The sequence below is a fragment of the Amycolatopsis sp. cmx-4-61 genome, assembly GCF_046548775.1.
In the GTDB taxonomy this organism is placed as follows: Bacteria; Actinomycetota; Actinomycetes; order Mycobacteriales; family Pseudonocardiaceae; genus Amycolatopsis.
On sequence record NZ_JAEBEI010000006.1, the window covers coordinates 290,415 to 314,369 of the forward strand.

Genomic DNA, 23,955 nt, shown 5'->3' on the forward strand with positions numbered 1-23,955 from the left:
CTCGGAGACTTTTCCATGCAGTTCCACAAGTACGACGTGGTGATCGTCGGCGCCGGCGGCGCCGGGATGCGCGCGGCCATCGAGTCCGGCCAGCGCGCCCGCACCGCGGTCCTCACCAAGCTCTACCCGACCCGGTCCCACACCGGCGCGGCCCAGGGCGGCATGTGCGCCGCGCTGGCGAACGTCGAAGAGGACAACTGGGAGTGGCACACCTTCGACACGGTCAAGGGCGGCGACTACCTCGTCGACCAGGACGCCGCGGAGATCATGGCCAAGGAGGCCATCGACGCGGTGCTCGACCTGGAGAAGATGGGCCTGCCGTTCAACCGGACGCCCGAGGGCAAGATCGACCAGCGCCGGTTCGGCGGCCACACGCGTGACCACGGCAAGGCCGCGGTCCGCCGCGCCTGCTACGCCGCCGACCGCACCGGCCACATGATCCTGCAGACGCTCTACCAGAACTGCGTCAAGTACGGCACGGAGTTCTTCAACGAGTTCTACGTGCTCGACCTGATCCTGTCCGAGGACGACAACGGCAACCCGGTCGCGTCCGGTGTCGTCGCCTACGAGCTGGCCACCGGCGAGCTGCACGTCTTCCAGGCGAAGTCGATCGTGTTCGCCACCGGCGGCGCGGGCAAGATCTTCAAGACGACGTCGAACGCGCACACCCTCACCGGTGACGGCCTCGGCATCATCTTCCGCAAGGGCCTGCCGCTGGAGGACATGGAGTTCTTCCAGTTCCACCCGACCGGCCTCGCGGGCCTCGGGATCCTCATTTCGGAAGCCGTCCGCGGCGAGGGCGGGATCCTGCGCAACGCCTCGGGTGAGCGGTTCATGGAGCGCTACGCCCCCACCATCAAGGACCTCGCGCCGCGCGACATCGTGGCGCGCTCGATGGTGCAGGAAGTGCTGCAGGGCCGGGGTTGCGGCCCGAACAAGGACTACGTCGTCCTCGACGTCACGCACCTGCCGGTCGAGGTCCTCGAGACCAAGCTCCCGGACATCACCGAGTTCTCCCGGACCTACCTGGGCGTCGACCCGGTGAAGGAGCCGGTGCCGGTGTTCCCGACCTGCCACTACGTGATGGGCGGGATCCCGACCAACGTGCACGGCGAAGCGTTGCGGGACAACGAAAACGTCATCCCGGGCCTGTACGCGGCCGGCGAGGTGGCGTGCGTGTCCGTGCACGGCTCGAACCGGCTGGGCACGAACTCGCTGCTCGACATCAACGTGTTCGGCCGCCGCGCCGGCATCGCCGCCGCGGAGTACGCGCTGGCGCACGAGCACGTCGAGCTGCCTTCGGACCCGACGAAGCTGGTGGAGGAGCAGCTCGCGGGCCTGCTGTCGGAGCACGGCGACGAGCGCGTCGCCGACATCCGCAAGGAAATGCAGCAGACGATGGACTCGCACGCGTCGGTGTACCGGACCGAGGACACGCTGAAGCAGGCGCTGACCGACGTCCAGGCGCTGAAGGAGCGGTACCAGCGGATCACGGTGGCGGACAAGGGCAAGCGGTACAACACCGACCTGCTCGAGGCCGTCGAGCTCGGCTTCCTGCTGGAGCTGGCCGAGGTGCTGGTGGTGGGCGCGCTGGCCCGTAAGGAGTCCCGCGGCGGCCACGCCCGCGAGGACTACCCGACCCGCGACGACACGAACTTCATGCGCCACACCATGGCTTACAAGGAGGGCACGGGGCTGTCTTCGGACATCCGGCTCGACTACAAGCCCGTGACCTTCACCCGCTACGAACCGATGGAGCGGAAGTACTGATGACCACCGCTACTGCCGAGTCGGATGTCGCCGCTTCCGACGAGCACACCCCGATCACGGTCACGCTGAAGATCTTGCGGTTCAACCCGGAGGTGGATTCGGAGCCGCACTGGGAGTCCTACGACGTGCCGGCCCAGCGCACCGACCGGCTGCTGAACCTGCTGTTCTACGTCAAGGACTACATCGACGGCACGTTCTCGTTCCGCCGGTCGTGCGCGCACGGCGTGTGCGGGTCCGACGCGATGCAGATCAACGGCATCAACCGCCTGGCGTGCAAGGTCCTGATGAAGGACCTGCTGGAGAAGGACGGCAAGAAGACCACGATCACGATCGCCCCGATCAAGGGCCTGACGACGTTGAAGGACCTCTACGTCGACATGGACCCGTTCTTCGAGGCGTACCGAGCGATCAAGCCGTACCTGATCACCTACGGCAACGAGCCGACGCGCGAGCGCATCCAGTCCCAGGCCGACCGCGACCGCTTCGACGACACGACGAAGTGCATCCTGTGCGCGGCCTGCACATCGTCGTGCCCGGTGTACTGGAACGACGGCTCGTACTTCGGCCCGGCGGCGATCGTCAACGCCCACCGGTTCATCTTCGACTCGCGTGACGAGGGGTCGGAGGAGCGCCTGGACATCCTGAACGACGCCGAAGGCGTGTGGCGCTGCCGGACGACGTTCAACTGCACGGACGCCTGCCCACGAGGAATCCAGGTGACGAAGGCGATCCAGGAAGTGAAGCGCGCACTGCTGTTCAAGCGCGTCTGAGTTCCCACGAGAAAGGCCCTCCGGCGATTCCGCCGGAGGGCCTTTCTGTTGTCCAGGAACAGGCAGCCGGCAGCGCAAGAGGACAACGACGTCACCAGACCTCCCCCGCCCCTCATCCCTGCCTTCTGTTGGCCGCCGATCGGGTTTGTCAAGGCACGCTTTCCCGCCTTGACAAACCCGAGCGGCGGCCGAAAATCCGAACGGAGGGGCGGGGGAGGTCGGACCCGCCGCTTGGCACGGCAGAGCTGAGTTGCGGCAGAGTTGAGTCGCGGCAGAGTTGAGTCGCGGCAGAGCCTCCCCAGGGCTAACCAGCGGCAGACCTCTGCCGTGGCAGAGCAAAGCCGTGGCAGACCTCTGCCGCGGTAAAAGACAAAAGATTTGTCCTCGCCGGACGGGCAGGCTCCGGGATGACCACTTTCTTCGCTGCCACCTCCCGTTCGAGAGGTGGGCCGCTGGGTGGTCATCCCGTCGCCTGAACGAGGCCTATCACTTTGAGCCGGGCCCGCAATGTTGCGTCGCTGTCTCGCGGTGCGCTCTGTGTTGCGGGCCCGGCTCAAAGTGATTTGACGGCCTCAGGCGACGGGATGACCACCCTGCTCCTTTGCTTTGTTGCGTCAGCGGACCGCGTCCAGGGCGTCCACCAGGCCGTGGCCGTAGTACGAATTGTTCTTCGCCGGTCCTGTGCACTCGGTCTCCGTGGCCGTGCACTTCACCACGTCCGCTTCACCTTCGAGGATGCGAGTCAGCAGCCAGGGCGGTGCCCCGCGGAACCGCGACGCCAGCAGCGCCGCCACGCCCGCCGCGTGCGGCGACGCCATCGACGTCCCGCACTTCGAGCCGTACTGGCCGCCGAACACCGTTGATGACAGGGGGCACGCCGGGCCCGCGCCCTCCGGTGGGGTCTGCGAGAAGTCGCCGCCCGGGGCCGTCACGTCGATTTCGCCGTAGTTGCTGAACGACGACTTCGTGCCCGCGTAGCCCACCGATGACACGTTCAGCACCCCGTCGATCGACTTCGGGAGGATGCCGCACGTCGAGTCCACCGGGTGGGGGCGGTTCGGGTCCGTTGTCTGCTTCGTCGTGTCGAAGCCCGAGTTGCCCGCCGCGGCCACGTTCAGCACGCCGTGGTGCGTCGAGTACTCGATCGCGCGCCGGACGGCTTCGTACGCGGCCGCGTCACCCGCCTCGTGCGAGCAGAAGAACATGCCCGGGTCGACGTAGTAGCTGTTGTTCGTCACCGGGAAGCCGTGCTCGGCCGCCCACACGAAGCCGCAGACCGCCGACTCCGGGAAGATGTAGCCGTCGTCGTTGACGACCTTCACCGAGGCCAGCCGCACGCCCGGGGCGATGCCCGTGAAGCCCGCCGCCGGGTCCTTGCCCGCGATCGTGCCCGCCACGTGCGTGCCGTGGTCCGACGTCGTCGGGGCCCAGGACGCCGGGGTCGGGTCCGGCGCGCCCGTCACGCAGCCCGCCGAGGCACGGGGGTCCACCGCGTTGCGCAGCGCCGGGTGCGTCGCGTCGATGCCCGAGTCCAGCACGCCGACCGTCACCGAACGGCTGCCCTGGTAGATCTTGTTCGCTTCCGGCGCGTGGATCGCCTTCATGTCCCACTGCTGGGCCGACAGGTCACCCGCGGCCGCCGTCGAACGCGTGTCCTCCAGCGTCCGGACCGCGCCCAGGGAGCGAGCGGCGACGGCGGAACCGGCCGAAGCCACGTCCCTGCCGCCCGAGTAGGCCCGGTAGACGCCGATCTTCTGCTGGAAGTCCGCGTTGCGCGAGCTGGCGATCGCGACACCGATCGGGGCGTAGTAGGCCACCTTCGTGCCGCACTTGGCCGCCAGTTCCCGGTCGACGGCCGACGCGCGGGTGCCCGGCTGGTACGTCACGACGTAGGTGTAGGGCGTGCTCGTCGTGTCGCAGGCGACCGGCGCGGCCTCCGCGGCCGGGGCCGCCGCGAACAGGCCGCCTCCGACGGCCAGCACCAGCGGGGCCGCCATTCGACGTAAACGGGACATTCCACCTCCAGAGTCAGTGGCGCCAACCTAAACCGGCCCCCGGAACCGCGCCACCGACCAAAGTCAGGAGGAGACCCGCGAAGCGGCTCGCAACCCGCGCCAGCCCAGCACGCCGATGATCGTCCCGAGGACGAACGACACGACCGTCAGCACGGCGTGCACCACGAAGTAGGCGGTGGGCGAGCCGTCGGGGGCCCAGGCCCGGTCGCTGTCCCACAGGTTCTTGGCGAAGGTGATCCAGATGATCCACGACCACACACCGAAGACCAGCAGGAACAGCGAGGTGCCGCGTGACATGCGCATGCCCCTGAGTATGCGATGCGGGCCGCGGCGCTAGATTGCGTGGGTGCACTCCGTTGTCTCCCGGTCGCTCAAGGTCTTCACGACCACGCTCGCCGCCGCCCTCCTGGCCCTGAGCACCCCGGCGCTCTCGGCCGCGGCGCCGCAGCCGGGCCAGTGCGCGAACCACCAGGCTCCCCCGCCGCCGGTCGACACCTCGGAGAAGCCGGCGCCGGGCAAGCAGGTCCCGCCGCCGCTGGCGGTGCCCGCGGTCCCGGTCGGCGGTGACCGGATGGCCGAGTGCGGCCTGATCACCCCGAACGGCGCGCTCAACCCGCCGGACGGCAACACCGCGGCGTCGTGGCTGGTCCAGGACCTCGACACCGGCGCGGTCATCGCGGCGAAGGACCCGCACGCGCGGCAGCGGCCGGCGTCGCTGATCAAGACGCTGCTCGCGCTGGTCGTCGTCACCCAGCTGAAGCCGCAGCAGGTGATCGTCGCGACGAAGGAGGACGCCGAGCAGGAGTGCACCTGCGTCGGCCTCGTCGCCGGCGGCCAGTACACCGTCGACCAGCTGCTGCACGGCCTGCTGATGCACTCGGGCAACGACGTCGCGCACACGCTCGCCACGGCGCTCGGCGGGGTCGACTCCGCGGTGGGGAAGATGAACGCGCTGGCCGCGAAGATCGGCGCGCTCGACACGCGCGCCGCGACGCCGTCGGGCCTGGACGGCCCGGGCATGTCGACCTCGGCCTACGACCTCAGCCTGATCTTCCACTACGCGATGAAGCAGCCGGAGTTCGCGCAGGTCGTCGCGACGAAGAACTTCGAAATCCCGTCGGTCGGCGGCAAGCCCGCCATCCCGATCTGGAACGACAACAAGCTGCTCGGCGTCTACCCCGGCTTCCTCGGCGGCAAGACCGGCTTCACCGACGACGCCCGCCACACCTACGTCGGCGCGGCGCAGCGCAAGGGCAAGCGGCTCGCGGTCGTCATGCTGCGCGCCGAGCAGAAGCCGACCAAGGTCGTCGACCAGGCGGCGAAGCTGCTCGACTACGGCTTCGCGCTGGAGGACGACCACGCCGCGCCGGTCGGCCAGATCACCTACCAGGCGCCGGCCGCGACGTCGTCGGGCAGTAACCCGTCCGTACTGGCCGACGGCGGTACCGGCAACAGCGGCACGTCCGCGGCCGCTGCGGCGGCGAAGGAGGACCCGTTCGGCGTCACCGGCTGGATCATCACGCTGGTGGTGTTCCTGCTCATCGTCGGCGGGTTCGTCGTCGGGCACCAGCGCAAGAAGGCCGCGGGCTAGCGGAAACCGGGCCCCGGCTCCGGCGTCACCCGATCGGTGGCGATCTCGCCGCCGCAGTGCCGGCAGGCCACGACGGCGTCGGCGAGCTCGCCGCAGTCTTTGTGCCGCAACCGGATCGGCGGTCCTTCGGGACCGGCGAGGTACCGATCGCCCCACTGCATGAGCGTGACGACGGCGCCGAACAGCTCCCGCCCGGCCGGGGTCAGCACGTACTCCGGCACCGGGTCGACGCGGTCGAGCACCCCGGCGTCGACGAGCGTCTTCAGCCGCGCGGACAACGTCGGGCGCGGGATGGCCAGGTTGCGCGCGAACTCGCCGTAGCGGCGCACGCCGAAGAAGGTTTCGCGCAGGATGAGCAGGCTCCACCGCTCGCCGACCAGGTCGAGCGCGCGGCCGACCGAGTCCGCCGTGAACCGGTGGCTGAGGCCGGTCACAGCTGGTCCGTCCGGGCCGGGACGCCCAGCAGCAGCTTGCCGGGCAGTTCGTAGCTGGCCGCGTTGACCTGGAAGTGGGCGGTCGCGGTGTGGGCGTCGCGGAACCGGCGCTGCAACGGCGAAGTCTCGTAGATCGCCGCGCCGCCGCCGAGGTCGTACATGCTTTCGGCGACCTTCGCGGCAGTGCGTGTCACGTGCGTGGCGGCCAGGCGAAGACCCAGCTTGAGCGCGTCCGGCACCGGTTCGGTGCCCTGCGCGGCCCGCCAGGCGTCGTCGATGCTGCCGTAGAACAGCAGCCGTGCCGCGCGCAAGGCCGCCTCGGCCTCCGCGACGGCGGCCTGCGTCGCCGAGCGTTCGGCCAGCAACCGGCTGGAGCCCATCGGCTTGCGCGTCGAGGCGAGCTCGACGAGGTCGTCGATCGCGCCGCGGGCGTTGCCGAGCGCGGCGGCCGCGACCGACAGCGCGAAGAAGCCGAAGAGCGGGAACCGGTGCAGCGCCACGGCGTCCGGCGGCGGGCCGCCCATGACGGAGAAGACGCGGTGCTCGGGGACGAACAGCTCGTCGGCGGCGCAGTCGTGGCTGCCGGTGCCGCGCAGCCCGTTGGTGTGCCAGGTGTCGAGCACTTCGAGTCCGGCCTTCGGCAACGCGGCGACGTACAGGGCGCCCTCGTGCACGAACCCGGCGAAGAGCCAATCGGCGTGCGGAATGCCGCTGCAGAACGCCCACCGGCCGGTGACGACGTACCCGCCGTCGGCCTTCCGCCCGGTGCCGCGCGGCGCCCAGACGCCGGCGGCGACCGTGCGCGGGTCTCCGAAGACCTCCTCGGCGCACGTCCGCGGGGCGTACGCCGAGAGCAGGCTGCTCGTCATGGCGATCGAGACGCACCAGCCGGCCGAGGCGTCCCCGCGCGCGATCGTCTCGGCCGTTTCGAGGCTGACGGCGGGCGGCGCTTCGGGACCGCCGAGGTGACCGGGGACGCCGGTCCGGAACAGCTGCGCGTCGGTCAGCTTCGCGACGAGTTCGGGCGGCAAGGCCCGCTCGCGTTCGGTGACCGGGGCGAGGGTCCTGGCGAGGGCGGCACACTCGCGGGCGGCGTCCAGCAGCACGAAACCCCTCCGGTTCAGATTTCTTACCGGTTCAGTTTCTTTACTGTCGCTGCCGGTGTCAAGGTTTCCGGCGCCCCAGCCAGGCGAGCAGCGCGCCGGCGCTGAAGGCCCCCGCGACGGCACCCAGGCCCGGCCCGCGTTGCACGGTGACGTTCTGCTCGAGCAGCACCGGCGGCGGAGGCGCGATGACCGTGCGCTGGTTTTCCTTCGCCGTCGCCGTCCACGCGGTGATGAGCAGGAGGAAGCGGGAGACGAGGTTCGCGAAGACGAGCAGCCCGATGACCGGCCCGAACAGCGCGGCCGACGGCGACTTCGTGACGCTGGCCAGGTAGATCGACCCGACCTGCTGCAGGATGACGAACCCGACGGCGGCGACGACGGCGCCCTTGACGGCACTGCGCAGCGCCACCTGTTCCCGGGGCAGGCGGGCGATCACCCAGATGAAGACGAGGGTGTTCGCGGCGAGGCCGAGGATGATGGTGGCCCCGCGCAGCAGGACGACGGCCCACGTGGCGTGTTCGAGCCCGACGAGTTCGAGCAGGAACTGCCCGACCCCGCTCCCGACGGCGGTCAGCGCGAAGGAGACGACGAGGGCGACGCCGAGCCCGATCAGCGCGAGCAGGTCCTTGAGCGTCTGCTTGACGATCGGCTGCGGCTGTTTTTCCTGGCCCCACTGCGCGGTGAGGGCGTCCCGCAGGTTCGACATCCAGCCGATGCCGGAGTAGAGGGCGATGAGGAGACCGAAGATCCCGATCCCGCCGCCGGAGTCGAGCGCGCCCTTGACGATGCCGTTGACGAGGTCCTTGAGGCCCTCGGGCACGGAGTTGTTGATGCCGTCGGTGATCTTGTGGATGATCGTCTGGTCGTGGTTGACGACGAGCCCGACAACGGCGAACGCCACCATGAACAGCGGAAAGACGGAGAGAACGCTGAAGTAGGTGATGGCGGCGGCGTAGTGGTTGCCGTAACGCTCGGTGAAGGCGTCGTTGGCCCGGATGAGGTGATCGAGCCACGGGTACTTCCGCCGCAACCGCGGAAGCAGCTTTTCCTTCTCTTCGTTCGCCACCGTGAAACGCTAACCACGGCCTCGGCACCCCGCAACGCGAGCGGCTCAGGTGAGGGAGGCGACCCGGGGGCTGGGTCGCTCCTGGGTTGTCCACAGCGCCGGTCGGTTGTGGAGAACCGGGTCGATCCGGGCCGGGAAAACGAGGTTTGTCGGGGGGTGCCGATAAACTGGACTTGGGCACGCCCCCCTGGGAGTGGCGGGGGCTGCTTTCGGGGCCGATGGGGTGCTCTCGGGGCCTGCCCACAGCCGCACATCCTGGGGAACCCGGCACTGGTTCACGACAGTCGGAAGCTCGGGCCGCGCACCACACGGACCGAGGTGCGTTCGCGCCGCCGCCAGCGCTATCTCCCGGGCCAGCGGACCGGCTTCGCCCGGATTCGTGCGCCAGCCGCCGAGCATGGCGCGGATGCGGTCCACGTCCGGCGCGAGGGCCGGTGGGTGGTCGTCGGCGTAGCGCCGGGCGAGCGTCGACTTGCCGCTGCCCGGCGGGCCGTTCAGGAGGATCGGCTTCACCGCACCGGTGACAGGAACCCGATCCGCTGGTACGTCTTCGCCAGCGTCTTCGACGCCACCTCGCGGGCGCGTTCGGCGCCCGCGGCGAGGACCTTGTCGAGCTCGGCGACATCGTCCAAATAGGACTTCGCGCGCTCCTGGATCGGGGTCACCCACTCGACGAAGACCTCGCCGAGGTCCTTCTTGAGGTCGCCGTAGCCCTTGCCCTCGTACGCCGCTTCGAGGTCGGGGATCGTGCGGTCGGTCAGGGCCGAGTAGATGGTCAGCAGGTTCGAGACGCCCGCCTTGTTCTCGGTGTCGAACTTGACCTCGCGGCCGGTGTCGGTGACCGCCGAGCGGATCTTCTTCGCCGAGCGCTTCGGGTCCTCGAGCAGCTCGATGATCCCGTTGACGTTCGACGCCGACTTGCTCATCTTGGCCGTCGGTTCCTGCAGGTCGTAGATCTTCGCGGTGTCCTTGATGATGTACGGCTCGGGCACCACGAACGTCTTGCCGAGCCGGTTGTTGAAGCGCTGGGCGAGGTCGCGGGTCAGCTCCAGGTGCTGGCGCTGGTCCTCGCCGACCGGCACGGCGTCCGCCCGGTACAGCAGGATGTCCGCCGCCTGCAGGATCGGGTACGTGAACAGGCCGACGCTGGAGCGGTCGGAGCCCTGCTTCGCCGACTTGTCCTTGAACTGCGTCATCCGGCCGGCCTCGCCGAAGCCGGTCTGGCACTCCAGGACCCAGCTCAGCTGCGCGTGCTCCGGGACGTGGCTCTGCACGAACAGGGCGCTGCGCTCCGGGTCGATGCCGATGGCGAGCAGCTGCGCGGCCGAGACGCGGGTGCGCTGGCGCAGCACCTTCGGATCCTGCTCAACCGTGATCGCGTGCAGGTCGACCACGCTGTAGAACGTCTCGTGCGTGTCCTGCAGCTTGACCCACTGGCGCAAAGCGCCGAGGTAGTTGCCGAGGTGGAACGAGTCGGCGGTCGGCTGGATCCCGGACAGGACCCGCGGGCGGCGCTCTGCTGCGACGGTCTGCTCTTCGGACACGTCAGGATTCTTCCAGGCCGGGACCACCGGCGGGCGCCGAGGGCCCTCAGGCGTGCGGGCGCTGGGTGAGGAACGGGCGGGTCGGCGTCGCTTCGGGCTCGCCGAGGACGGCTTCGGCCATCGCCGTCACCGGGTCGGGGACCTCCGGCACGGCGGGAGCAGCCTCCGCCAGCCGGGTCTTGCGGCGCTGGCGCAGCACACCGAGCGTCATGCCGACGATGCCGAGCGCGACCGCGACCAGCCCCACCGGGCCGAGCAGGCCGAAGGTCTCCGCGTTGGCGTCGGCCCGCGCTGTCGTCGTGACGGCGGCGAACGCGTTGCCGCCGCCGGCCAGGAGCAAGCCGGCCGGGACGAGCGCGACCACCACGGCCGCGCGGGAACCGCGCAGGGTGGACCGCAACAGGGTTCGACCTGGGTTGCGCACCGGAGTGCCTCCCGCGAGTAACGCTCACCCATCCGAGTGAGACGTTGCGTGCTACTGGTCAGAAAACTACCGAGCGTGTCAAGACCTGTCGGTTCTGATCAACTCGGACACGAGGGTAGCGCTCATTCCGTAATACGCTCCGGGGGCCCCTGCGGTTCACTTCGACCACCCGGTTGAGTGAGACGACTACCACGCGGAGTAGAGCGTGTCCCGAGTGTGTCCGATCGGGTGTCACCCGTTCTCCGCAACTCCGCTCGCGCTGCGACGTGCTCGCGCCGGGAGACCGCTCACCGGATAGTGGTCAGCCGAGCTCGCGGGGAAATCGATGTCGTACGTGGCGGTGACGGGAGCGTGGTCGGACCACCGCTGGTCGTAGGCGGCGGCTCGTTCGACGACGACGTCGACCACCTTTTCGGCGAGGCCCGACGTGGCCAGCTGGCAGTCGATGCGCCAGCCGGAGTCGTTGTCGAAGGCCTGGCCGCGGTAGGACCACCACGTGTACGGGCCGGGGCCGTCCGGGTCGAGCCGGCGCTGGACGTCGGTGTAGCCGGCCTCGGTGTAGACGCGGCCGAGCCAGGCGCGTTCTTCGGGCAGGAAGCCGGAGTTCTTGCGGTTGCCGCGCCAGTTCTTCAGGTCGACGGTGTCGTAGGCGATGTTCCAGTCCCCGACGACGACGGCTTCCCGCCCGCCCGCGGCGGCTTTGGCCCGCAGCTCGCCGAGGTAGGGCAGGAACGCGGTCATGAAGCGTTCCTTTTCGTCCTGGCGTTCGGTGCCGACGTCCCCGCTGGGCAGGTAGAGACTGGCGACGACCACGTTCGGCAGGTGCACTTCGAGGTACCGCCCGCTGTCCTCGAACTCGGGCTCGCCGAAGCCGATCCGCACCTCTTCGGGCTCGACGCGGCTGTAGACGGCAACGCCGTTGCGCCCCTTGAGGGCCGACGGCGCGTGCACGAAGTACCACCCATCGGGTTCGGTGACGGCCGAGGGCAGCTGGCCGGCTTCGGCCCGCACCTCCTGACAGGCGACAACGTCCGCCCGGGTGGCGCCAAGCCACTCGACGAAGCCCTTCTTGGCGGCGGCCCGCAGGCCGTTGACGTTCACGGTGGAGACGGTCAGCACCCGCGGAACGCTACCGCCCAAGGCACGGCGGCCGAGGCAGCGGGCCCAGCGGCCGAGGCAGCGGGCCCAGCGGCCGAGGCACCGGAGTAGCCGGTGCGAGCCGCCATCCCGGCCCGGGCTTCACCCGCACAGCAACCCACGCAGCAACCCACTCTGCGGCCACCCGGCGCCGGTTCGCCACGGATCTCCCCCTCGCGCTCCGACCCCCGTCCGAGCGCGGTCCCCGGGCTCGATCCCCGCCGACCCGACGCAATACGCCACACACCCCGCCGCCCGGGCCACCCACGTCGACCCGCGAGACTCCCCCTGGAGACCCCGCGGACACCCGCGGCCCGCACCGCGATCCAGTTGTCGCCCGCCCCCGGACGTTCCCTCCTCCCCGGCGACCCAACGGTCGCCACCTGCGGTTTGCCGGTGATCACTTCTACCACCCACCACCGACAAAAACGTGGTCGAGGAAACGGCCGGACCCTCCGCGGGGCCGACCGGGGGATCGTCCAGGAGATCAGCAAGCGGAGCCGGCGACGGGCTGGGTGAAAGCCGCGGCCACCCATTTGTCGTCGGCCACCTTGCGGAAGCCGTTCTGCACGCCCGGAACGGCGTCGAACTGGGCGTCACGCAGGTACTTGCCGACGATCTTCGCGTTGCCGTCGGCCGACTCGCGGGCGTTCAGCACATCCGCGGTCACCGTCACCTTGCAGCCGGTGGCCGAAGCTCCCGACGCCTGCTTGCCCGTGTTCATGGCGTACACGATGACGACCAGGACGAGCGCGCCCAAGATGAGCAGAGTCTTCTTCGACATGCCTTCCTCCAACCCGCGAGCCCGTCCCCACGCCAAGGGTAGGCAATCCTTTACCCGAACGGACAGCGCCGGACGCACCAACCACCCGGAGGCGCCAGCGGCTCACGCGGAAGGTGACAACGCGTGAGCAAACGGACGCCCCCTCCCCGGCGAACCGGGAAGGGGGCGTCCGCAGGAAGCAACTCAGCCCTGGGCGATCTTCTTCGCCAGGTTGTCGTCCAGCGTCGCGAGGAACTCCTCGGTCGTCTGCCACGGCTGGTCCTTGCCGATGAGCAGCGCGAGGTCCTTCGTCATCTGGCCGCTCTCGACGGTCTCGACGACGACCTGCTCCAGCGTGTTCGCGAAGCCGATCAGCTCCTGGTTGCCGTCCAGCTTGCCGCGGTGCTCGAGGCCGCGGGTCCAGGCGTAGATCGACGCGATCGGGTTGGTCGACGTCGGCTTGCCCTGCTGGTGCTGGCGGTAGTGCCGGGTCACCGTGCCGTGCGCGGCCTCGGCCTCGACGGTCCGGCCGTCCGGCGTGCGCAGCACCGACGTCATCAGGCCCAGCGAGCCGAAGCCCTGCGCGACCGTGTCGGACTGCACGTCACCGTCGTAGTTCTTGCACGCCCAGACGTAGCCGCCCTCCCACTTCATCGCCGCGGCGACCATGTCGTCGATCAGGCGGTGCTCGTAGGAGATGCCCTTGGCGTCGAAGTCGGCCTTGAACTCGTTCTGGAAGATCTCCTCGAACACGTCCTTGAACTGGCCGTCGTAGGCCTTGAGGATGGTGTTCTTGGTGGAGAGGTAGACCGGCAGGCCGCGGTCCAGGCCGTACTGCAGCGAGGCGCGCGCGAAGTCCTCGATGGACTTCTTGAAGTTGTACATCCCCATCGCGACGCCGCCGCCCTCGGGGAACTGCGCGACCTGGAACTCCATCGGCTCGGAGCCGTCGTCCGGGGTGTAGCTGACGGTCAGCTTGCCCGGGCCGGGGACCTTGAAGTTGGTCGCCTTGTACTGGTCGCCGTGGGCGTGGCGGCCGATGATGATCGGCTTCGTCCACGTCGGCACCAGCCGCGGGATGTTCCGGATGACGATCGGCTCGCGGAAGATCACGCCGCCGAGGATGTTGCGGATCGTCCCGTTCGGGGACAGCCACATCTTCTTGAGGCCGAACTCTTCGACGCGCGCCTCGTCCGGGGTGATCGTGGCGCACTTGACGCCGACGCCGTGCTTCTTGATCGCGTTCGCGGAGTCGACCGTGACCTGGTCGTCGGTGCGGTCCCGCTCCTCGATACCCAGGTCGTAGTAGTCCAGGTTCACGTCCAGGTACGGGTGGATCAGCTTGTCCTTGATGAACTGCCAGATGATGCGGGTCATCTCATCGCCGTCGAGTTCGACGACGGTGCCCTGGACCTTGATCTTGGCCATGAGCAGCGGTGCTCCTTCCGCGGATCTTCGCGTTCTTCTCTAAGTCTCGCCGGTAGCGGTACAAGCGTACTGCTTTACCGAGCTGGATGGTTCCAGTAGTGGCCGGTATCAAGTCTCCACCCGCTGTTCGTGGCGCTGGTCACCGGGCGGGTGGCCGATCCGACCGTTCGCCGAGCGATCGTCGCGTCCGGGCGTGAACCAGGGCACGATGCCACCCGTGAATCCATCGAGCGGGAGGTGACGGCCATGTCGACCCATCGGTACGCCGACTACGAAGACGACTACGAGAACGACTACCAGGAGTCCGGCGACCCCGCCGACGGGCTCGGCGAACGGCCGCGCCGGGGGGCCGCGCACGTGGTCAGCGCGCTCGGCGGCCTCGTGCTCACCCCGGTCGCCCTCGGCCTGCTGAGCTGGGGCGGGCTGCGGCAGCAGCAGCTGGTCCAGGCCACGCTGAGCACCAACCGCGACGCACTCGGCATCGCGCTGCTGGCCGGCGGGGCGATCCTGCTGCTGGTCGTCGCGGCACTCGGCGCGCTCTCGGCGGCCGGACCGATCCTCGGCGGGCTGATCTACGGCGTGCTGCCCGGCGTCGCCGCGATGGCCGTGCCCGAGTGGGGGTTCCGGCTGGTCAACCTGATGCCGAAGAGCGACATCGCCTACGGCGTCATGGACTTCCTCTTCATCGGCGGCCTGCTCGGCGTGGGCTTCCTGCTGGTGGGCAGCGGGCTGGCCGCCGCGCTGGTCCGGCGGCGGCGCGAGGCGTGACCCACGCCGGTGGCATCATCGGCGGATGGGACTGTTCACCGTCGCGGAAGCGCGCGACGAACTGGCGCGCCTGCGGCCGGTCCTCGACGAACTGGTGCGCGTCCGCGCCGACGCCGCCGAGCTCGCCGCGTCGCTGCGGCCGGGTGGGCGGGCCACCGGGCTGGGCGGCCTGCCCGAGTGGAAAGCGGCCCAGGCCCGCCTCGACGACCTGATGACGACGGTCCAGCGCACCGGCGCCGAGCTCAAGGGGTTCGCGCCGCTGCTGGTCGACTTCCCGGCCGAACTCGACGGCACCGACGTCCTGCTGTGCTGGCTCGAAGGCGACCGCGAGCTGGGCTGGTACCACCGCGCCGACCTGGGGTTCGCCGGCCGCCGCCCGCTGAAAACCGCTGGTGGGCCCAGCTAGGTTGGGTTCGTGAGCGACGAATCCCGGGCCGCCTTCTTCGACGGCACAGCCGAACGCTACGACGAAGACCCGTTCCACGCCTCCGTGGCCGAAGCCCTGGTCGAGCCGCTGCCGTCCGGGCCGGAACTCGTGCTGGACGTCGCCACCGGGACGGGCTTCGCGGCGTACGCGGCACTGAAGCTGAACCCGGCGCGGGTGCTGGCTGTCGACGTGGCGCCGGCCATGGTCGCGCGGGCCGAGGCGAAGGCACCCGCGCAGGACCCCGGCGGCCGGATCGAGTGGCGCGTCGGGACGGCGGTGCCGATGCCCGTCGAGGACCACACGGCGGACGTCGTGCTGTGCGCGTCCTCGCTGCACTTCCTGGGGGCGGCCGCGTTCGCGGACTGGCTGCGGGTCCTCCGCCCGGGTGGGCGCCTGGCGTTCTCGGTGGTGTCCGGGGCGCGGTTCCAGCCGTCCGGCGGGTTCGCGGAGTACGTGCCGAAGGACCTCACGTTCCCGACCGCCGAAGCCGAGGCGGCGGCGTTGGCGCACGGCTTCGCCGACGTGTCGGCCCGGACGTTCGCCGTCGACACCGGCGACCGGATCCGGAGCGTCTTCCTGGTGCACGCGACGGCCCCGTGACTCAGGCGTGAAAGTGCACCTCGCCGCGGGTGGCGGGGCCGTCCGGGCTGCCGCAGTGCTGAACGAACGTCACGTCGGCGTCGGTCGTGCGGCCGTCGGCGTCCTTGTCCAGCCGGTCGATCGTGAAGTCGGCGTACGCCTCACTGCAGACGTTGCCCATGGTGTAGACGAAGATCCCCGGCGTGGCCTGCGCCTCGTCGCTCTGCCCGCGGAACCGCGCGCCGGTGTACGTGCCGGTGTGCAGGGTCTCCCCCACCGGTGCGCTCAGCTCGACGGTCAGGTACTTCAGCCCTGACGAGACGTCGATCCAGAGTCTGCCGCTGGTGGACTCGAAGACGGCGATCTCGTCGCCCGGCGCCGCGTACTGGGCACTGCCCTCGAGCGGCCAGGCGCCGGCCTCGGAGGTGTAGGCGACCGTCTGCAGCGGGTCCGCCGAGGCGACCGGCGCGAGCGCCGCGCCCAGTCCGGCCGCCGCCGTCAGGACCACGCACGCACGACGAAGTGGACTCACGGAACCTCCCCATCCCGAGCCGCCCTCCGCGGCACTGACGATCATGCTGCCAGTTCACCCCGGCGGGGGATAGAGCCGTTCGACTCAGCGGTGCAGTGAAGCTCCCTTCAGGATCTTGTCCACGCCGTTCTTCGGCCCGTGCACCGCCAGCCCGGCCAGGGCCAGCTTCTCCCCCGGCACCGCCCGCACCGCCGCGCGGTTGTCGGCGTCGTTGCCGGTGTGGAACAGCTCGTCCGTGAAGATCGAAAACCGCAGGCCGCGGCCCAGTGCGCGGCCGTGCGCGGCGGTCAGGACGGCCGCCGTCCCGGAGAAGACCAGCACCGGCTGGCCGAACATCGGCAGGTACTCGGTGCCGTCGGCGTCGGCGTAGGGCTCGCCCATCAGCTCGGGCGTCACGTGGGCGATCCCGCTGACCAGGAACGCGGTGACGTTCAGCCGCTGCCAGGACGCCAGGTCGTCGCGGAGCAGGACGGCGATCTTCGTGTCGAAGGAACTCATGCCGGTCACGATCGCCCGGGCGCGACGTCCGCGTCTTGTACGTTCTTGACATGGCGGACGTCGAAGCCTGGCGACCGGCGGTCCCGGGGATCGCCGAGGTCTTCCACGCGCGCTTCACCACCCACGCCTACCCGCTGCACACGCACGACACGTGGACGCTGCTGATCGTCGACGACGGCGTCATCCGCTACGACCTCGACCGCCACCACCACGGTGCCCTCGGGACGGCGGTGACGCTGCTGCCCCCGAACGTCGCCCACGACGGCCGCGCCGCGACCAGCCACGGCTTCCGCAAACGCGTGCTCTACCTGGACACGCCGGTGCTGGGCGACGATCTGATCGGCGCGGCGGTCGACCGGCCGAGCCTCGCCGACGCCCTCCTGCGCACCCGCATCCACCAGCTCCACGAGTCCCTCGCCGAACCGGGCGACACGCTCGAGGCCGAGAGCCGGCTCGTGCTGGTGGCCGACCGCCTGCGCACCCACCTGGGCCGCCCGGTTTCGCACCCGCCGAAGCGAGGCCTCGCCGACGACCTTCGCGACCTCCTGGACGCGCGCCTGCCGGGAGCGCTGACGCTCGCCGAAGCGGGCGAGACGCTCGGCGCCCACCCGGCGTACCTCGTCCGCTGCTTCGGGGCGCGGTTCGGCCTGCCGCCGCACCGCTACCTCACGGGTCGCCGGGTGGACCGCGCCCGCCGTCTGCTGCTCGACGGCACGCCGGCCGCGCACGTCGCCGCCGCGGCCGGGTTCGCCGACCAGGCCCACCTGACCCGCCACTTCAAGCGCTACCTGGGGACGACGCCGTCCCGCTACGCGAAAACCCGGTGACGGCGTCGTCACGATCCGGATACGGGGTTTCTCGCCAGGCTCGGCGGCCTGCGGTTCCGGTCGTCGTCCCGCGCTGGTCGAGTGGATCCGGGCCGCGACGGCACGGCCCGGCGGCGGTCGACCCTCGGCTGGGTGATGTGGGTGCTGCTGTTCGGCGTCGGCTTCCTCGCCATCGGCGGCGAGTGGGTCCGGATGTGGCAGTCGGAGAAGTGGAACGGGCTGCAGCCGGCGCTGCAGAACTTCCTCATCGCGTGGGAGGCGCTGAGCGCACCTGCCGGAGAAGCAGACTGTGTCAAGATGACGGCATGCTGCGCGAACTGCACCTGACCGGCGACCCGGCGGCCGACAAGCTGCTGAACGACGACCCGTTCGCCCTGCTCGTCGGGATGCTCCTGGACCAGCAGTACCCGATGGAGCACGCCTTCGCCGGCCCGCGGAAGATCGCGGACCGGATGGACGGCTTCTCCCTGGCGAAGATCGCCGCGACCGATGTCGAAACCTTCGTCGAGATGTGCGTGGTGCCGCCGGCGATCCACCGCTACGGCGGCTCGATGGCCCGTCGCGTCCACGCGCTCGCGCAGCACATCATCGAGACCTACGACGGCCGCACCGAGGGCATCTGGCTCGACGGCCGTCCGAAGCCCGACGGTCCCGAAGTCCTGAAGCGGCTGAAGGCCCTGCCGGGGTTCGGCGAGCAGAAGGCCAAGATCTTCCTGGCCCTGCTGGGAAAGCAGCGCGGCATCACCCCGAAGGGCTGGCGCGAGGCGGCCGGCGCGTACGGCGACCGCGGATCGCGCCGGTCGATCGCGGACGTCACCAGCGCCGAAACCCTCGCCCAGGTCCGCGCGTTCAAGAAGGCCGCCAAGGCCGCGGTGAAGGCCGACTAACCACACCCAGACGCGCAGCGGCCCGAAGGCCGCGCGCCGGGCCGGTCCCGAGAAGTCGGACAGGGGTCGCACTCCGGGGTACGGGTGCGGCTGGTCCACGCCCGCGGGCCGAACCCCACGCCGCACACCGGATCGCACCAGGACGCGTTTCCCGCGACCGTCCACTCGAGACTTCTCACAGCAGCCCGGCGAGCTTGTACAGCACCAGACTCCCGGCCACCGCCACGTTCAGGCTGGCGCCGGTGCCGACCATCGGGATCTCGACGACGCTGTCGAGCAGGTCGAGGGCCTCGGGCAGGATCCCGGTCTGCTCGTGGCCGAGCACGGCGATCGTGCGGCCACGGGCGGCGGGCAGGTCGCCCAGCCGGACCGCCTCCTCGGCCAGTTCCACCCCGACCACCTTCGTGCCCGCGGCCCGTTCGCGGGCCAGCCAGCCCGGTGGGTCGTGCACCCAGTGCACGCATGCCGGACGCCGCAACGTGTTCCCCCTCCGCAGCGCTTCGGGCACCCACGGGAACCGCGGCACGGCGAGGCACGCGCCGACGGCGTCACAGGTGCGCAGAAGGGTGCCGAGGTTCACGCCGTGCAACGGCCACAGCGGGGCGGCCACCAGGTGGCCCCAACAGGGATGTGCCTTGCCGCGCCGGGCCTTCCGCAGTTCTCCTGGCGTGCGGACCCGGACCGAAGGGCTCACCGGCGCCGAGGCGCGGCGCCTCCGAATTCGCTGATCATGCCCGGAGTCTAACCCGTTCGCGGGGTCCACGGGACCGGATTCCGCTCCTACCCTGGACACGGAGGTGAAGCCCATGCACGCAGGAGTAGGAGACGAAATCCAGGTGCACGGCCGGACCGTCGGAGCGGCCGAGCAGCGCGGCGAGATCCTCGAAGTCCGGGGCCCCGACGGCGCCCCGCCCTACCTGGTGCGGTTCGCCGACGGGCACGAAGGGCTCGTCTACCCCGGGCCGGACTGCGAAGTCCAGGCCCACGCCGATTAGACCGCCACCGGTTCCCGAGGCTCGCGGACCCGCCCCCACGCCGAGCCCACCAGCAGCAGGGCGACGAGGGTCAGCGCGGCCGCGACCTCGGGCAGCAGCAGCGGCCCACCCGAAGCGAGCACCGCTCCCCCGACGACACCGGACAGGCCGACGCCGAGGTAGATCGCCGACGCGTTGAGCGAGAGCACCAGCCCCGCGTGGCCCGGCGACAGCTCGATCAGGCGGTGCTGCACCGGCGGGTTGAACGACCACGTCGCCAAGCCCCAGACGAACAGCGAGATCCCGGCCGCGATCGGTGTCACCGTCGTCAGCGGCAGCAGCGCCATGACGGCGGTGATGGCCACGGTCACCACGAGCAGCGGCGCCCGCGAGCCCCAGCGGTCGGTCGCCCGGCCGCCCGCGAAGTTGCCGATCGCGCCGCCGACGCCGTAGCAGAAGAGCAGGACCGTCACCGTTGTCCCGTGCACGCCCGCGGTCGCGGCCAGCAGCGGTGACACGAACGTATAGACCATGAACGCGGCGAGGCAGGCGAGCACCGTCGTGGCCAGCATGACGAGCACCCGCGGGTCGCGGCCCGCGGCGAACCGCTCGGCCAGGCCCACGCGCGGCGGCGCGGCCACCGTGGGCAGCGCGAACCGCACGGCCAGCGCGCTGACCAGCGAGAACACCCCGACCAGTGCGAACGCCGTCCGGTAGCCGAGGTGCTGGGAAATGAGACTCCCCAGCGGGACACCGAAGATGAGCGCGACCGTCAGGCCGCCGAAGACCAGCGCGACGGCGCGGCCGCGGCGCTCCGGGGTGGTCAGCTCGGCCGCCACGGCGCTCGCCGCCGGGGTGAACACCGCGGCGCCGACCGCGGTCACCACCCGCGCGACCAGCAGCGAGCCGTAGCCGGGCGCCAGTGCGGCGAACAGGTTGCCGGCGCCGGTGACGGCGAGCGCGGCGACCAGCAGCGTCCGGCGTTCCCAGGTGCCGGTGGCGGCGGCGAAGAGGGGCGAGCCGATCGCGTACGCGATGGCGAACGCGGTCACGAGCTGCGCCGCGGCCGTGGCCGAGACGTGCAGCTCGCCGGTCAGCGCGGGCAGCAGCCCGGCGACGATGTAGCCGCTGGTCCCGACGCCGAAGGCGCCGAAGGCGAGGACCGAGATCCTCGAAGGAGCAGGTGCGGACATGGGTTGAGCCCCCAAGCGAAGCAGGGATTGGTTCGACGAACGTCGTAGTTCGATGGTCACCGTACTACGTCGCCGCGGGAATTTCGACAGGCGTCGTACAAGTCGTACAATGGCCGCATGGCCAAGACCGACACGCTGCCTCCGATCGCCCACCCGGCCCGGGAGGAGATCACCGTCGAAGGCGTGCTCCGCGCCCTCGCCGACCCCGTGCGGCTGGCCATCGTCCGGCAGCTCGCGGCCACCGATCAGGAGATCGCCTGCGGCGGGCTCACGGTTCCGGTGACCAAGTCCACACTCACCCACCACCTGAGCATCCTGCGCCAGGCCGGCGTCGTGGCCGGCCGCCAGGAAGGCACCACGCGGTTCAACTCGTTGCGGCGCAACGATCTCGACACGCTCTTCCCCGGCCTGCTCGACGGTGTCCTGGCCGCTCGGCACTGATTTCCGCGGCCCCCGTGTGGATCGTCACCCGATATCGGGATGACAACCGGGCCCCTCGCTTGTTGGACTGTGCGTAGGCAGCTCACGGCGCTGGGGCCGATCGGCTGTCTTTCTTTTTGCCCACTTACTGAACCGATCCAGATAGTCCGGCTCAGTAATCGTTTACCCACCCAGGAAGGAGTGCCGTGCCCGTCGCGCTGCTCGCGCTCGCCATCGGAGCTTTCGGCATCGGAACCACCGAGTTCGTCATGATGGGCGTGCTGCCCCAGGCGGCCGCCGACTTCGGCGTCGACATCCCGACCGCCGGCTACCTCATCTCCGCCTACGCCCTCGGCGTCGTCGTCGGCGCCCCCCTGCTCACCGCGGTCGCCGTCCGGCTGCCGCGCAAGACCATGCTGCTGGCCATGATGGGCCTGTTCACGCTGGGCAACGGCCTGTTCGCGCTGTCACCCAACCAGGAGTTCGGCGTCGCGTTCCGGTTCCTCGCCGGCCTGCCGCACGGCGCGTTCTTCGGCGCCGGGGCCGTCGTCGCCTCCAGTCTCGTCGGCCAGGGCCAGCGGGCCAAGGCCGTGTCGCTGATGTTCCTCGGCCTGACCCTGGCGAACGTCATCGGCGTGCCGCTGGGCACCCTGCTCGGCCAGCAGGTCGGCTGGCGCGCCACCTTCGCCGTCGTCGCCGTGATCGGGCTGGTCGCCGCCGCGGCCATCGCGAAGCTCGTGCCCCACCAGGGCAAGCCCGCCGAGGCGTCGCTGCGCAACGAGCTCGGCGCGTTCAAGCGCCCGCAGGTGCACCTCGCGCTGGCCATCGTCACGTTCGGGCTGGGCGGCGTGTTCGCCTGCCTGTCCTACATCACGCCGATGCTGACCGACGTCGCCGGCTACTCGCCGTCCAACGTCACACTGCTGCTGTCGCTGGCCGGCGTCGGCATGACCATCGGCAACCTGCTCGGCGGCCAGCTGGCCGACCGCGCGCTGATGCCGGGCCTGTACGCGGCCCTGTTGTCGCTGGCCTGCGTGCTCGGGATCTTCACGATCACCGCGCAGGGCAAGGTCGGCGCGGCCATCACGATCTTCTTCGTCGGCGTCGCCGGGTTCATGATCGGCCCGATGATGCAGGCACGGATCATGGAGAAGGCGGGCGGCACTCCGTCCCTGGTGTCGGCCGCCGTCCAGTCCGCGTTCAACATCGCCAACTCGATCGGGGCCTACCTCGGCGGGCTGGTGATCGCGGGCGGGCTCGGCCTGGTCGCCCCCAACTGGGTCGGCGCCCTGCTCGCGGTGTTCGGCCTGACCCTGGCCGTCGTCTCGGGCACGTTGGACCGTCGCGAAGCGAAGGCCGAACGCCGGGAGCTCGCCCTCGCGTCCTGACCCGAGCGCCCCAAGTGGCCTTGGTTGCGTCTGACGCAACCAAGGCCACTTCGGGGCGCTTCAGGAGCCGAGCGGGCCGCCGACGATCGTGAGGGCCACGTACAGCACGGCTGCGGCCAGCGAAGTGAACGTCACGACGTCGACGAGCCTGCCGCGGATCGCGAGCAGGCCCGCCCTCGCCGGCGGCAGCACCGCCCGCAGCACCGCGGCGAGGAGGAGCGCGGCGCCGATCAGCGCCGCGCCCTCCCGCCAGTGGTACTGGAAGATCCGCAACGCGGCGACGGCGACGACCAGCAGCACCACCGCGAACGGCAGCTGGGCGAACCGGTCCGGCCCGCTCCGGCGGTCGTGGACGTCCCGCCGGTCCTCGGTCATCGTCATCGGCCCTGTACCGAGCGTTCCGCCGCTTCGACGACGTTGCTGACCAGCATCGCCCGGGTCATCGGGCCGACCCCGCCCGGGTTCGGCGAAATCCAGCCGGCGACCTCGGCGACGCCCGGGTGGACGTCCCCGGTCAGCTTGCCGTCCACGTGGGACACGCCCACGTCGAGCACCGCGGCGCCCGGGGCGACCATGTCCGGCGTGATGATCCCCGGCACGCCGGCCGCGGCGACCACGACGTCGGCGCGGCGGACCTCGGCGGCGAGGTCGCGGGTGCCGGTGTGGCAGAGGGTGACGGTGGCGTTCTCGCTGCGGCGGGTCAGCAGCAGGCCCAGCGTGCGGCCCACGGTGATGCCGCGGCCGACGACGGTGACGCGGGCGCCGTTCAGCTCGACGCCGTGGCGCTTGAGCAGCTCGATGATCCCGTACGGCGTGCACGGCAGCGCGCCCTGCTGGCCGAGCACCAGCCGGCCGAGGCTGACCGGGGCCAGGCCGTCGGCGTCCTTCTCCGGGTCGATCCGCTCCAGCACGCGGTTCGCGTCCAGGTGCTTCGGCAGCGGCAGCTGCACGATGTAGCCGTGGCAGGCCGGGTCGGCGTTCAGCTCGTCGATGACGGCTTCGAGCTTCTCCTGGGTGATGTCGGCCGGCAGGTCGCGGCGGATCGAGTTGATCCCGATCTTGCCGCTGTCGGCGTGCTTCATGCGCACGTACGAGTGCGACCCGGGGTCGTCGCCGACCAGGACAGTGCCGAGGCCGGGCGTCACCCCCTTCGCGGCGAGGGCCGCGACGCGGGGTTCGAGCTCCGCGAAAATGGCGTTCTTGGTGGCCTTGCCGTCGAGAATCTTCGCCGTCACGGTCCCCATTCTGGCAAAGCGACCCCCGCGCGTCGCTTCCAGGCGCGGCTGGTCGCAGCCCGTAGAGTGCTCGCTACCCCACTCGGTCCAATCGCGACGATGACCGCGATCAAGCTGTGATCTACTGCACGTCGCATCACCCGAGGTCAGGCGCGGTGCCACCGGGTGAAGCGGCGGCA

Annotated in this window: 28 protein-coding genes and 1 pseudogene; 12 read left to right on the forward strand and 17 right to left on the reverse strand. The window is 70.5% G+C overall.

Features of this window, described 5'->3' with window-relative positions:
• Positions 1–15 precede the first annotated feature (15 nt).
• Both sdhA and ACLJOU_RS20365 read left to right on the forward strand, forming a co-directional pair.
• The gene (gene sdhA / locus ACLJOU_RS20360; protein ID WP_410569222.1) at positions 16–1,770 is read left to right on the forward strand and encodes a succinate dehydrogenase flavoprotein subunit; all 1,755 of its coding nucleotides are present in this window, start codon (positions 16–18) and stop codon (positions 1,768–1,770) included.
• Positions 1,770–2,540 carry a succinate dehydrogenase iron-sulfur subunit gene (locus ACLJOU_RS20365; protein WP_410569223.1) on the forward strand — a complete coding sequence of 257 codons (771 nt, stop codon included), beginning with the start codon at positions 1,770–1,772 and terminating at the stop codon, positions 2,538–2,540. Before sdhA ends, ACLJOU_RS20365 begins: the two co-directional genes overlap by 1 nt.
• A gap of 614 nt (positions 2,541–3,154) precedes the next feature.
• Here ACLJOU_RS20365 and ACLJOU_RS20370 read toward each other — a convergent pair.
• Together ACLJOU_RS20370 and ACLJOU_RS20375 are read right to left on the reverse strand one after the other, a co-directional pair.
• The gene (locus tag ACLJOU_RS20370) at positions 3,155–4,555 is read right to left on the reverse strand and encodes a S8 family peptidase (protein WP_410569224.1); all 1,401 of its coding nucleotides are present in this window, start codon (positions 4,553–4,555) and stop codon (positions 3,155–3,157) included.
• A gap of 63 nt (positions 4,556–4,618) precedes the next feature.
• A complete protein-coding gene (locus ACLJOU_RS20375; RefSeq protein WP_410569225.1) occupies positions 4,619–4,858 on the reverse strand; it encodes an SCO4848 family membrane protein in 240 nt (79 codons plus the stop codon).
• 43 nt (positions 4,859–4,901) lie between these two features.
• On the opposite strand from ACLJOU_RS20375, the gene ACLJOU_RS20380 reads away from it, so the two are divergent.
• Positions 4,902–6,146 (forward strand): D-alanyl-D-alanine carboxypeptidase family protein, encoded by a 1,245-nt coding sequence (locus tag ACLJOU_RS20380; RefSeq protein ID WP_410569226.1) that lies wholly within the window; start codon positions 4,902–4,904, stop codon positions 6,144–6,146.
• Here the strand turns inward: ACLJOU_RS20380 and ACLJOU_RS20385 are convergent.
• From ACLJOU_RS20385 to ACLJOU_RS20425, 9 genes and pseudogenes are all read right to left on the reverse strand, one after another.
• Positions 6,143–6,580 carry a winged helix-turn-helix transcriptional regulator gene (locus ACLJOU_RS20385; protein ID WP_410569227.1) on the reverse strand — a complete coding sequence of 146 codons (438 nt, stop codon included), beginning with the start codon at positions 6,578–6,580 and terminating at the stop codon, positions 6,143–6,145. The genes ACLJOU_RS20380 and ACLJOU_RS20385 overlap by 4 nt on opposite strands.
• Complete coding sequence (locus tag ACLJOU_RS20390; RefSeq protein WP_410569228.1) at positions 6,577–7,686, reverse strand: acyl-CoA dehydrogenase family protein; 1,110 nt, start codon at positions 7,684–7,686, stop codon at positions 6,577–6,579. The genes ACLJOU_RS20385 and ACLJOU_RS20390 overlap by 4 nt, the downstream gene beginning before the upstream one ends.
• A gap of 58 nt (positions 7,687–7,744) precedes the next feature.
• Positions 7,745–8,752 carry an inner membrane protein YhjD gene (yhjD, locus tag ACLJOU_RS20395; RefSeq protein WP_410569229.1) on the reverse strand — a complete coding sequence of 336 codons (1,008 nt, stop codon included), beginning with the start codon at positions 8,750–8,752 and terminating at the stop codon, positions 7,745–7,747.
• A gap of 315 nt (positions 8,753–9,067) precedes the next feature.
• Positions 9,068–9,265, reverse strand: a pseudogene (locus tag ACLJOU_RS20400) (AAA family ATPase); the annotation flags it as partial.
• On the reverse strand, positions 9,262–10,296 hold the full coding sequence (gene trpS / locus ACLJOU_RS20405; protein WP_410569230.1) for a tryptophan--tRNA ligase: 1,035 nt from the start codon (positions 10,294–10,296) through the stop codon (positions 9,262–9,264). The gene trpS and the pseudogene ACLJOU_RS20400, both read right to left, overlap by 4 nt.
• A 46-nt stretch (positions 10,297–10,342) precedes the next feature.
• Positions 10,343–10,696 (reverse strand): hypothetical protein, encoded by a 354-nt coding sequence (locus ACLJOU_RS20410; RefSeq protein WP_410569231.1) that lies wholly within the window; start codon positions 10,694–10,696, stop codon positions 10,343–10,345.
• A 255-nt stretch (positions 10,697–10,951) separates the two neighbouring features.
• On the reverse strand, positions 10,952–11,839 hold the full coding sequence (locus tag ACLJOU_RS20415; RefSeq protein ID WP_410569232.1) for an exodeoxyribonuclease III: 888 nt from the start codon (positions 11,837–11,839) through the stop codon (positions 10,952–10,954).
• 505 nt (positions 11,840–12,344) lie between these two features.
• Positions 12,345–12,641, reverse strand: a complete 297-nt coding sequence (locus tag ACLJOU_RS20420) for an SH3 domain-containing protein (RefSeq protein WP_410569233.1) — start codon at positions 12,639–12,641, stop codon at positions 12,345–12,347.
• Positions 12,642–12,824: 183 nt separating this feature from the next.
• Positions 12,825–14,048, reverse strand: coding sequence for an NADP-dependent isocitrate dehydrogenase (locus tag ACLJOU_RS20425; RefSeq protein ID WP_410569234.1), 1,224 nt, complete (start codon positions 14,046–14,048; stop codon positions 12,825–12,827).
• A 246-nt stretch (positions 14,049–14,294) separates the two neighbouring features.
• Between ACLJOU_RS20425 and ACLJOU_RS20430 the strand changes: the two genes are divergently transcribed.
• The 3 genes from ACLJOU_RS20430 to ACLJOU_RS20440 are packed head-to-tail and all read left to right on the forward strand — an operon-like array spanning position 14,295 to position 15,843.
• The gene (locus tag ACLJOU_RS20430; protein ID WP_410569235.1) at positions 14,295–14,816 is read left to right on the forward strand and encodes a hypothetical protein; all 522 of its coding nucleotides are present in this window, start codon (positions 14,295–14,297) and stop codon (positions 14,814–14,816) included.
• Positions 14,817–14,841: 25 nt separating this feature from the next.
• A complete protein-coding gene (locus ACLJOU_RS20435) occupies positions 14,842–15,222 on the forward strand; it encodes a DUF2203 domain-containing protein (RefSeq protein ID WP_410569236.1) in 381 nt (126 codons plus the stop codon).
• A 9-nt stretch (positions 15,223–15,231) separates the two neighbouring features.
• Positions 15,232–15,843: a class I SAM-dependent methyltransferase gene (locus ACLJOU_RS20440; RefSeq protein ID WP_410569237.1), complete on the forward strand. Its 612-nt coding sequence runs from the start codon at positions 15,232–15,234 to the stop codon at positions 15,841–15,843.
• A 1-nt stretch (position 15,844) separates the two neighbouring features.
• Here ACLJOU_RS20440 and ACLJOU_RS20445 read toward each other — a convergent pair whose 3' ends face one another.
• Together ACLJOU_RS20445 and ACLJOU_RS20450 are read right to left on the reverse strand one after the other, a co-directional pair.
• Entirely contained in the window at positions 15,845–16,354 is a 510-nt protein-coding gene (locus ACLJOU_RS20445) for a hypothetical protein (RefSeq protein ID WP_410569238.1), read from the reverse strand.
• Between the two features lie 84 nt (positions 16,355–16,438).
• Positions 16,439–16,852 (reverse strand): DUF2000 family protein, encoded by a 414-nt coding sequence (locus ACLJOU_RS20450; protein WP_410569239.1) that lies wholly within the window; start codon positions 16,850–16,852, stop codon positions 16,439–16,441.
• 50 nt (positions 16,853–16,902) lie between these two features.
• Here ACLJOU_RS20450 and ACLJOU_RS20455 point away from each other — a divergent pair, with 50 nt between their 5' ends.
• From ACLJOU_RS20455 to ACLJOU_RS20465, 3 genes are all read left to right on the forward strand, one after another.
• The gene (locus ACLJOU_RS20455; protein WP_410569240.1) at positions 16,903–17,679 is read left to right on the forward strand and encodes a helix-turn-helix domain-containing protein; all 777 of its coding nucleotides are present in this window, start codon (positions 16,903–16,905) and stop codon (positions 17,677–17,679) included.
• An 81-nt stretch (positions 17,680–17,760) separates the two neighbouring features.
• Positions 17,761–18,006 carry a DUF2165 family protein gene (locus ACLJOU_RS20460; protein WP_410569241.1) on the forward strand — a complete coding sequence of 82 codons (246 nt, stop codon included), beginning with the start codon at positions 17,761–17,763 and terminating at the stop codon, positions 18,004–18,006.
• Positions 17,985–18,566: an HhH-GPD-type base excision DNA repair protein gene (locus tag ACLJOU_RS20465; protein ID WP_410569242.1), complete on the forward strand. Its 582-nt coding sequence runs from the start codon at positions 17,985–17,987 to the stop codon at positions 18,564–18,566. Before ACLJOU_RS20460 ends, ACLJOU_RS20465 begins: the two co-directional genes overlap by 22 nt.
• Before the next feature lie 175 nt (positions 18,567–18,741).
• On the opposite strand, the gene ACLJOU_RS20470 is transcribed toward ACLJOU_RS20465, so the two are convergent.
• The gene (locus ACLJOU_RS20470; RefSeq protein WP_410569243.1) at positions 18,742–19,176 is read right to left on the reverse strand and encodes a TrmH family RNA methyltransferase; all 435 of its coding nucleotides are present in this window, start codon (positions 19,174–19,176) and stop codon (positions 18,742–18,744) included.
• Positions 19,177–19,372: 196 nt separating this feature from the next.
• Here ACLJOU_RS20470 and ACLJOU_RS20475 point away from each other — a divergent pair, with 196 nt between their 5' ends.
• On the forward strand, positions 19,373–19,561 hold the full coding sequence (locus tag ACLJOU_RS20475) for a DUF1918 domain-containing protein (protein WP_191312265.1): 189 nt from the start codon (positions 19,373–19,375) through the stop codon (positions 19,559–19,561).
• Here the strand turns inward: ACLJOU_RS20475 and ACLJOU_RS20480 are convergent.
• Positions 19,558–20,733 carry an MFS transporter gene (locus ACLJOU_RS20480; protein ID WP_410569244.1) on the reverse strand — a complete coding sequence of 392 codons (1,176 nt, stop codon included), beginning with the start codon at positions 20,731–20,733 and terminating at the stop codon, positions 19,558–19,560. The two genes, ACLJOU_RS20475 and ACLJOU_RS20480, sit on opposite strands and share 4 nt — an antisense overlap.
• 117 nt (positions 20,734–20,850) lie before the next feature.
• Here ACLJOU_RS20480 and ACLJOU_RS20485 point away from each other — a divergent pair, with 117 nt between their 5' ends.
• Both ACLJOU_RS20485 and ACLJOU_RS20490 read left to right on the forward strand, forming a co-directional pair.
• Positions 20,851–21,174 carry an ArsR/SmtB family transcription factor gene (locus ACLJOU_RS20485; protein WP_410569245.1) on the forward strand — a complete coding sequence of 108 codons (324 nt, stop codon included), beginning with the start codon at positions 20,851–20,853 and terminating at the stop codon, positions 21,172–21,174.
• Positions 21,175–21,359: 185 nt separating this feature from the next.
• Complete coding sequence (locus ACLJOU_RS20490) at positions 21,360–22,541, forward strand: MFS transporter (RefSeq protein ID WP_410569246.1); 1,182 nt, start codon at positions 21,360–21,362, stop codon at positions 22,539–22,541.
• Between the two features lie 60 nt (positions 22,542–22,601).
• Here ACLJOU_RS20490 and ACLJOU_RS20495 read toward each other — a convergent pair whose 3' ends face one another.
• Positions 22,602–22,922 carry a DUF3017 domain-containing protein gene (locus tag ACLJOU_RS20495; protein ID WP_410569247.1) on the reverse strand — a complete coding sequence of 107 codons (321 nt, stop codon included), beginning with the start codon at positions 22,920–22,922 and terminating at the stop codon, positions 22,602–22,604.
• Positions 22,919–23,776, reverse strand: coding sequence for a bifunctional methylenetetrahydrofolate dehydrogenase/methenyltetrahydrofolate cyclohydrolase (locus ACLJOU_RS20500; protein WP_410569248.1), 858 nt, complete (start codon positions 23,774–23,776; stop codon positions 22,919–22,921). Before ACLJOU_RS20500 ends, ACLJOU_RS20495 begins: the two co-directional genes overlap by 4 nt.
• Between the last annotated feature and the right edge of the window lie 179 nt (positions 23,777–23,955).

What these genes read in the sequence shown, in the direction of transcription:
- sdhA (WP_410569222.1), top strand. Translation starts at nt 16, where the DNA reads ATGCAGTTCCACAAGTACGACGTGGTGATCGTCGGCGCCGGCGGCGCC.
- ACLJOU_RS20365 (WP_410569223.1), top strand. Translation starts at nt 1,770, where the DNA reads ATGACCACCGCTACTGCCGAGTCGGATGTCGCCGCTTCCGACGAGCAC.
- ACLJOU_RS20370 (WP_410569224.1), bottom strand. Translation starts at nt 4,555, where the DNA reads ATGTCCCGTTTACGTCGAATGGCGGCCCCGCTGGTGCTGGCCGTCGGA.
- ACLJOU_RS20375 (WP_410569225.1), bottom strand. Translation starts at nt 4,858, where the DNA reads ATGCGCATGTCACGCGGCACCTCGCTGTTCCTGCTGGTCTTCGGTGTG.
- ACLJOU_RS20420 (WP_410569233.1), bottom strand. Translation starts at nt 12,641, where the DNA reads ATGTCGAAGAAGACTCTGCTCATCTTGGGCGCGCTCGTCCTGGTCGTC.
- ACLJOU_RS20425 (WP_410569234.1), bottom strand. Translation starts at nt 14,048, where the DNA reads ATGGCCAAGATCAAGGTCCAGGGCACCGTCGTCGAACTCGACGGCGAT.
- ACLJOU_RS20430 (WP_410569235.1), top strand. Translation starts at nt 14,295, where the DNA reads ATGTCGACCCATCGGTACGCCGACTACGAAGACGACTACGAGAACGAC.
- ACLJOU_RS20435 (WP_410569236.1), top strand. Translation starts at nt 14,842, where the DNA reads ATGGGACTGTTCACCGTCGCGGAAGCGCGCGACGAACTGGCGCGCCTG.
- ACLJOU_RS20450 (WP_410569239.1), bottom strand. Translation starts at nt 16,852, where the DNA reads ATGAGTTCCTTCGACACGAAGATCGCCGTCCTGCTCCGCGACGACCTG.
- ACLJOU_RS20455 (WP_410569240.1), top strand. Translation starts at nt 16,903, where the DNA reads ATGGCGGACGTCGAAGCCTGGCGACCGGCGGTCCCGGGGATCGCCGAG.
- ACLJOU_RS20465 (WP_410569242.1), top strand. Translation starts at nt 17,985, where the DNA reads ATGCTGCGCGAACTGCACCTGACCGGCGACCCGGCGGCCGACAAGCTG.
- ACLJOU_RS20475 (WP_191312265.1), top strand. Translation starts at nt 19,373, where the DNA reads ATGCACGCAGGAGTAGGAGACGAAATCCAGGTGCACGGCCGGACCGTC.
- ACLJOU_RS20480 (WP_410569244.1), bottom strand. Translation starts at nt 20,733, where the DNA reads ATGTCCGCACCTGCTCCTTCGAGGATCTCGGTCCTCGCCTTCGGCGCC.
- ACLJOU_RS20485 (WP_410569245.1), top strand. Translation starts at nt 20,851, where the DNA reads ATGGCCAAGACCGACACGCTGCCTCCGATCGCCCACCCGGCCCGGGAG.
- ACLJOU_RS20495 (WP_410569247.1), bottom strand. Translation starts at nt 22,922, where the DNA reads ATGACGATGACCGAGGACCGGCGGGACGTCCACGACCGCCGGAGCGGG.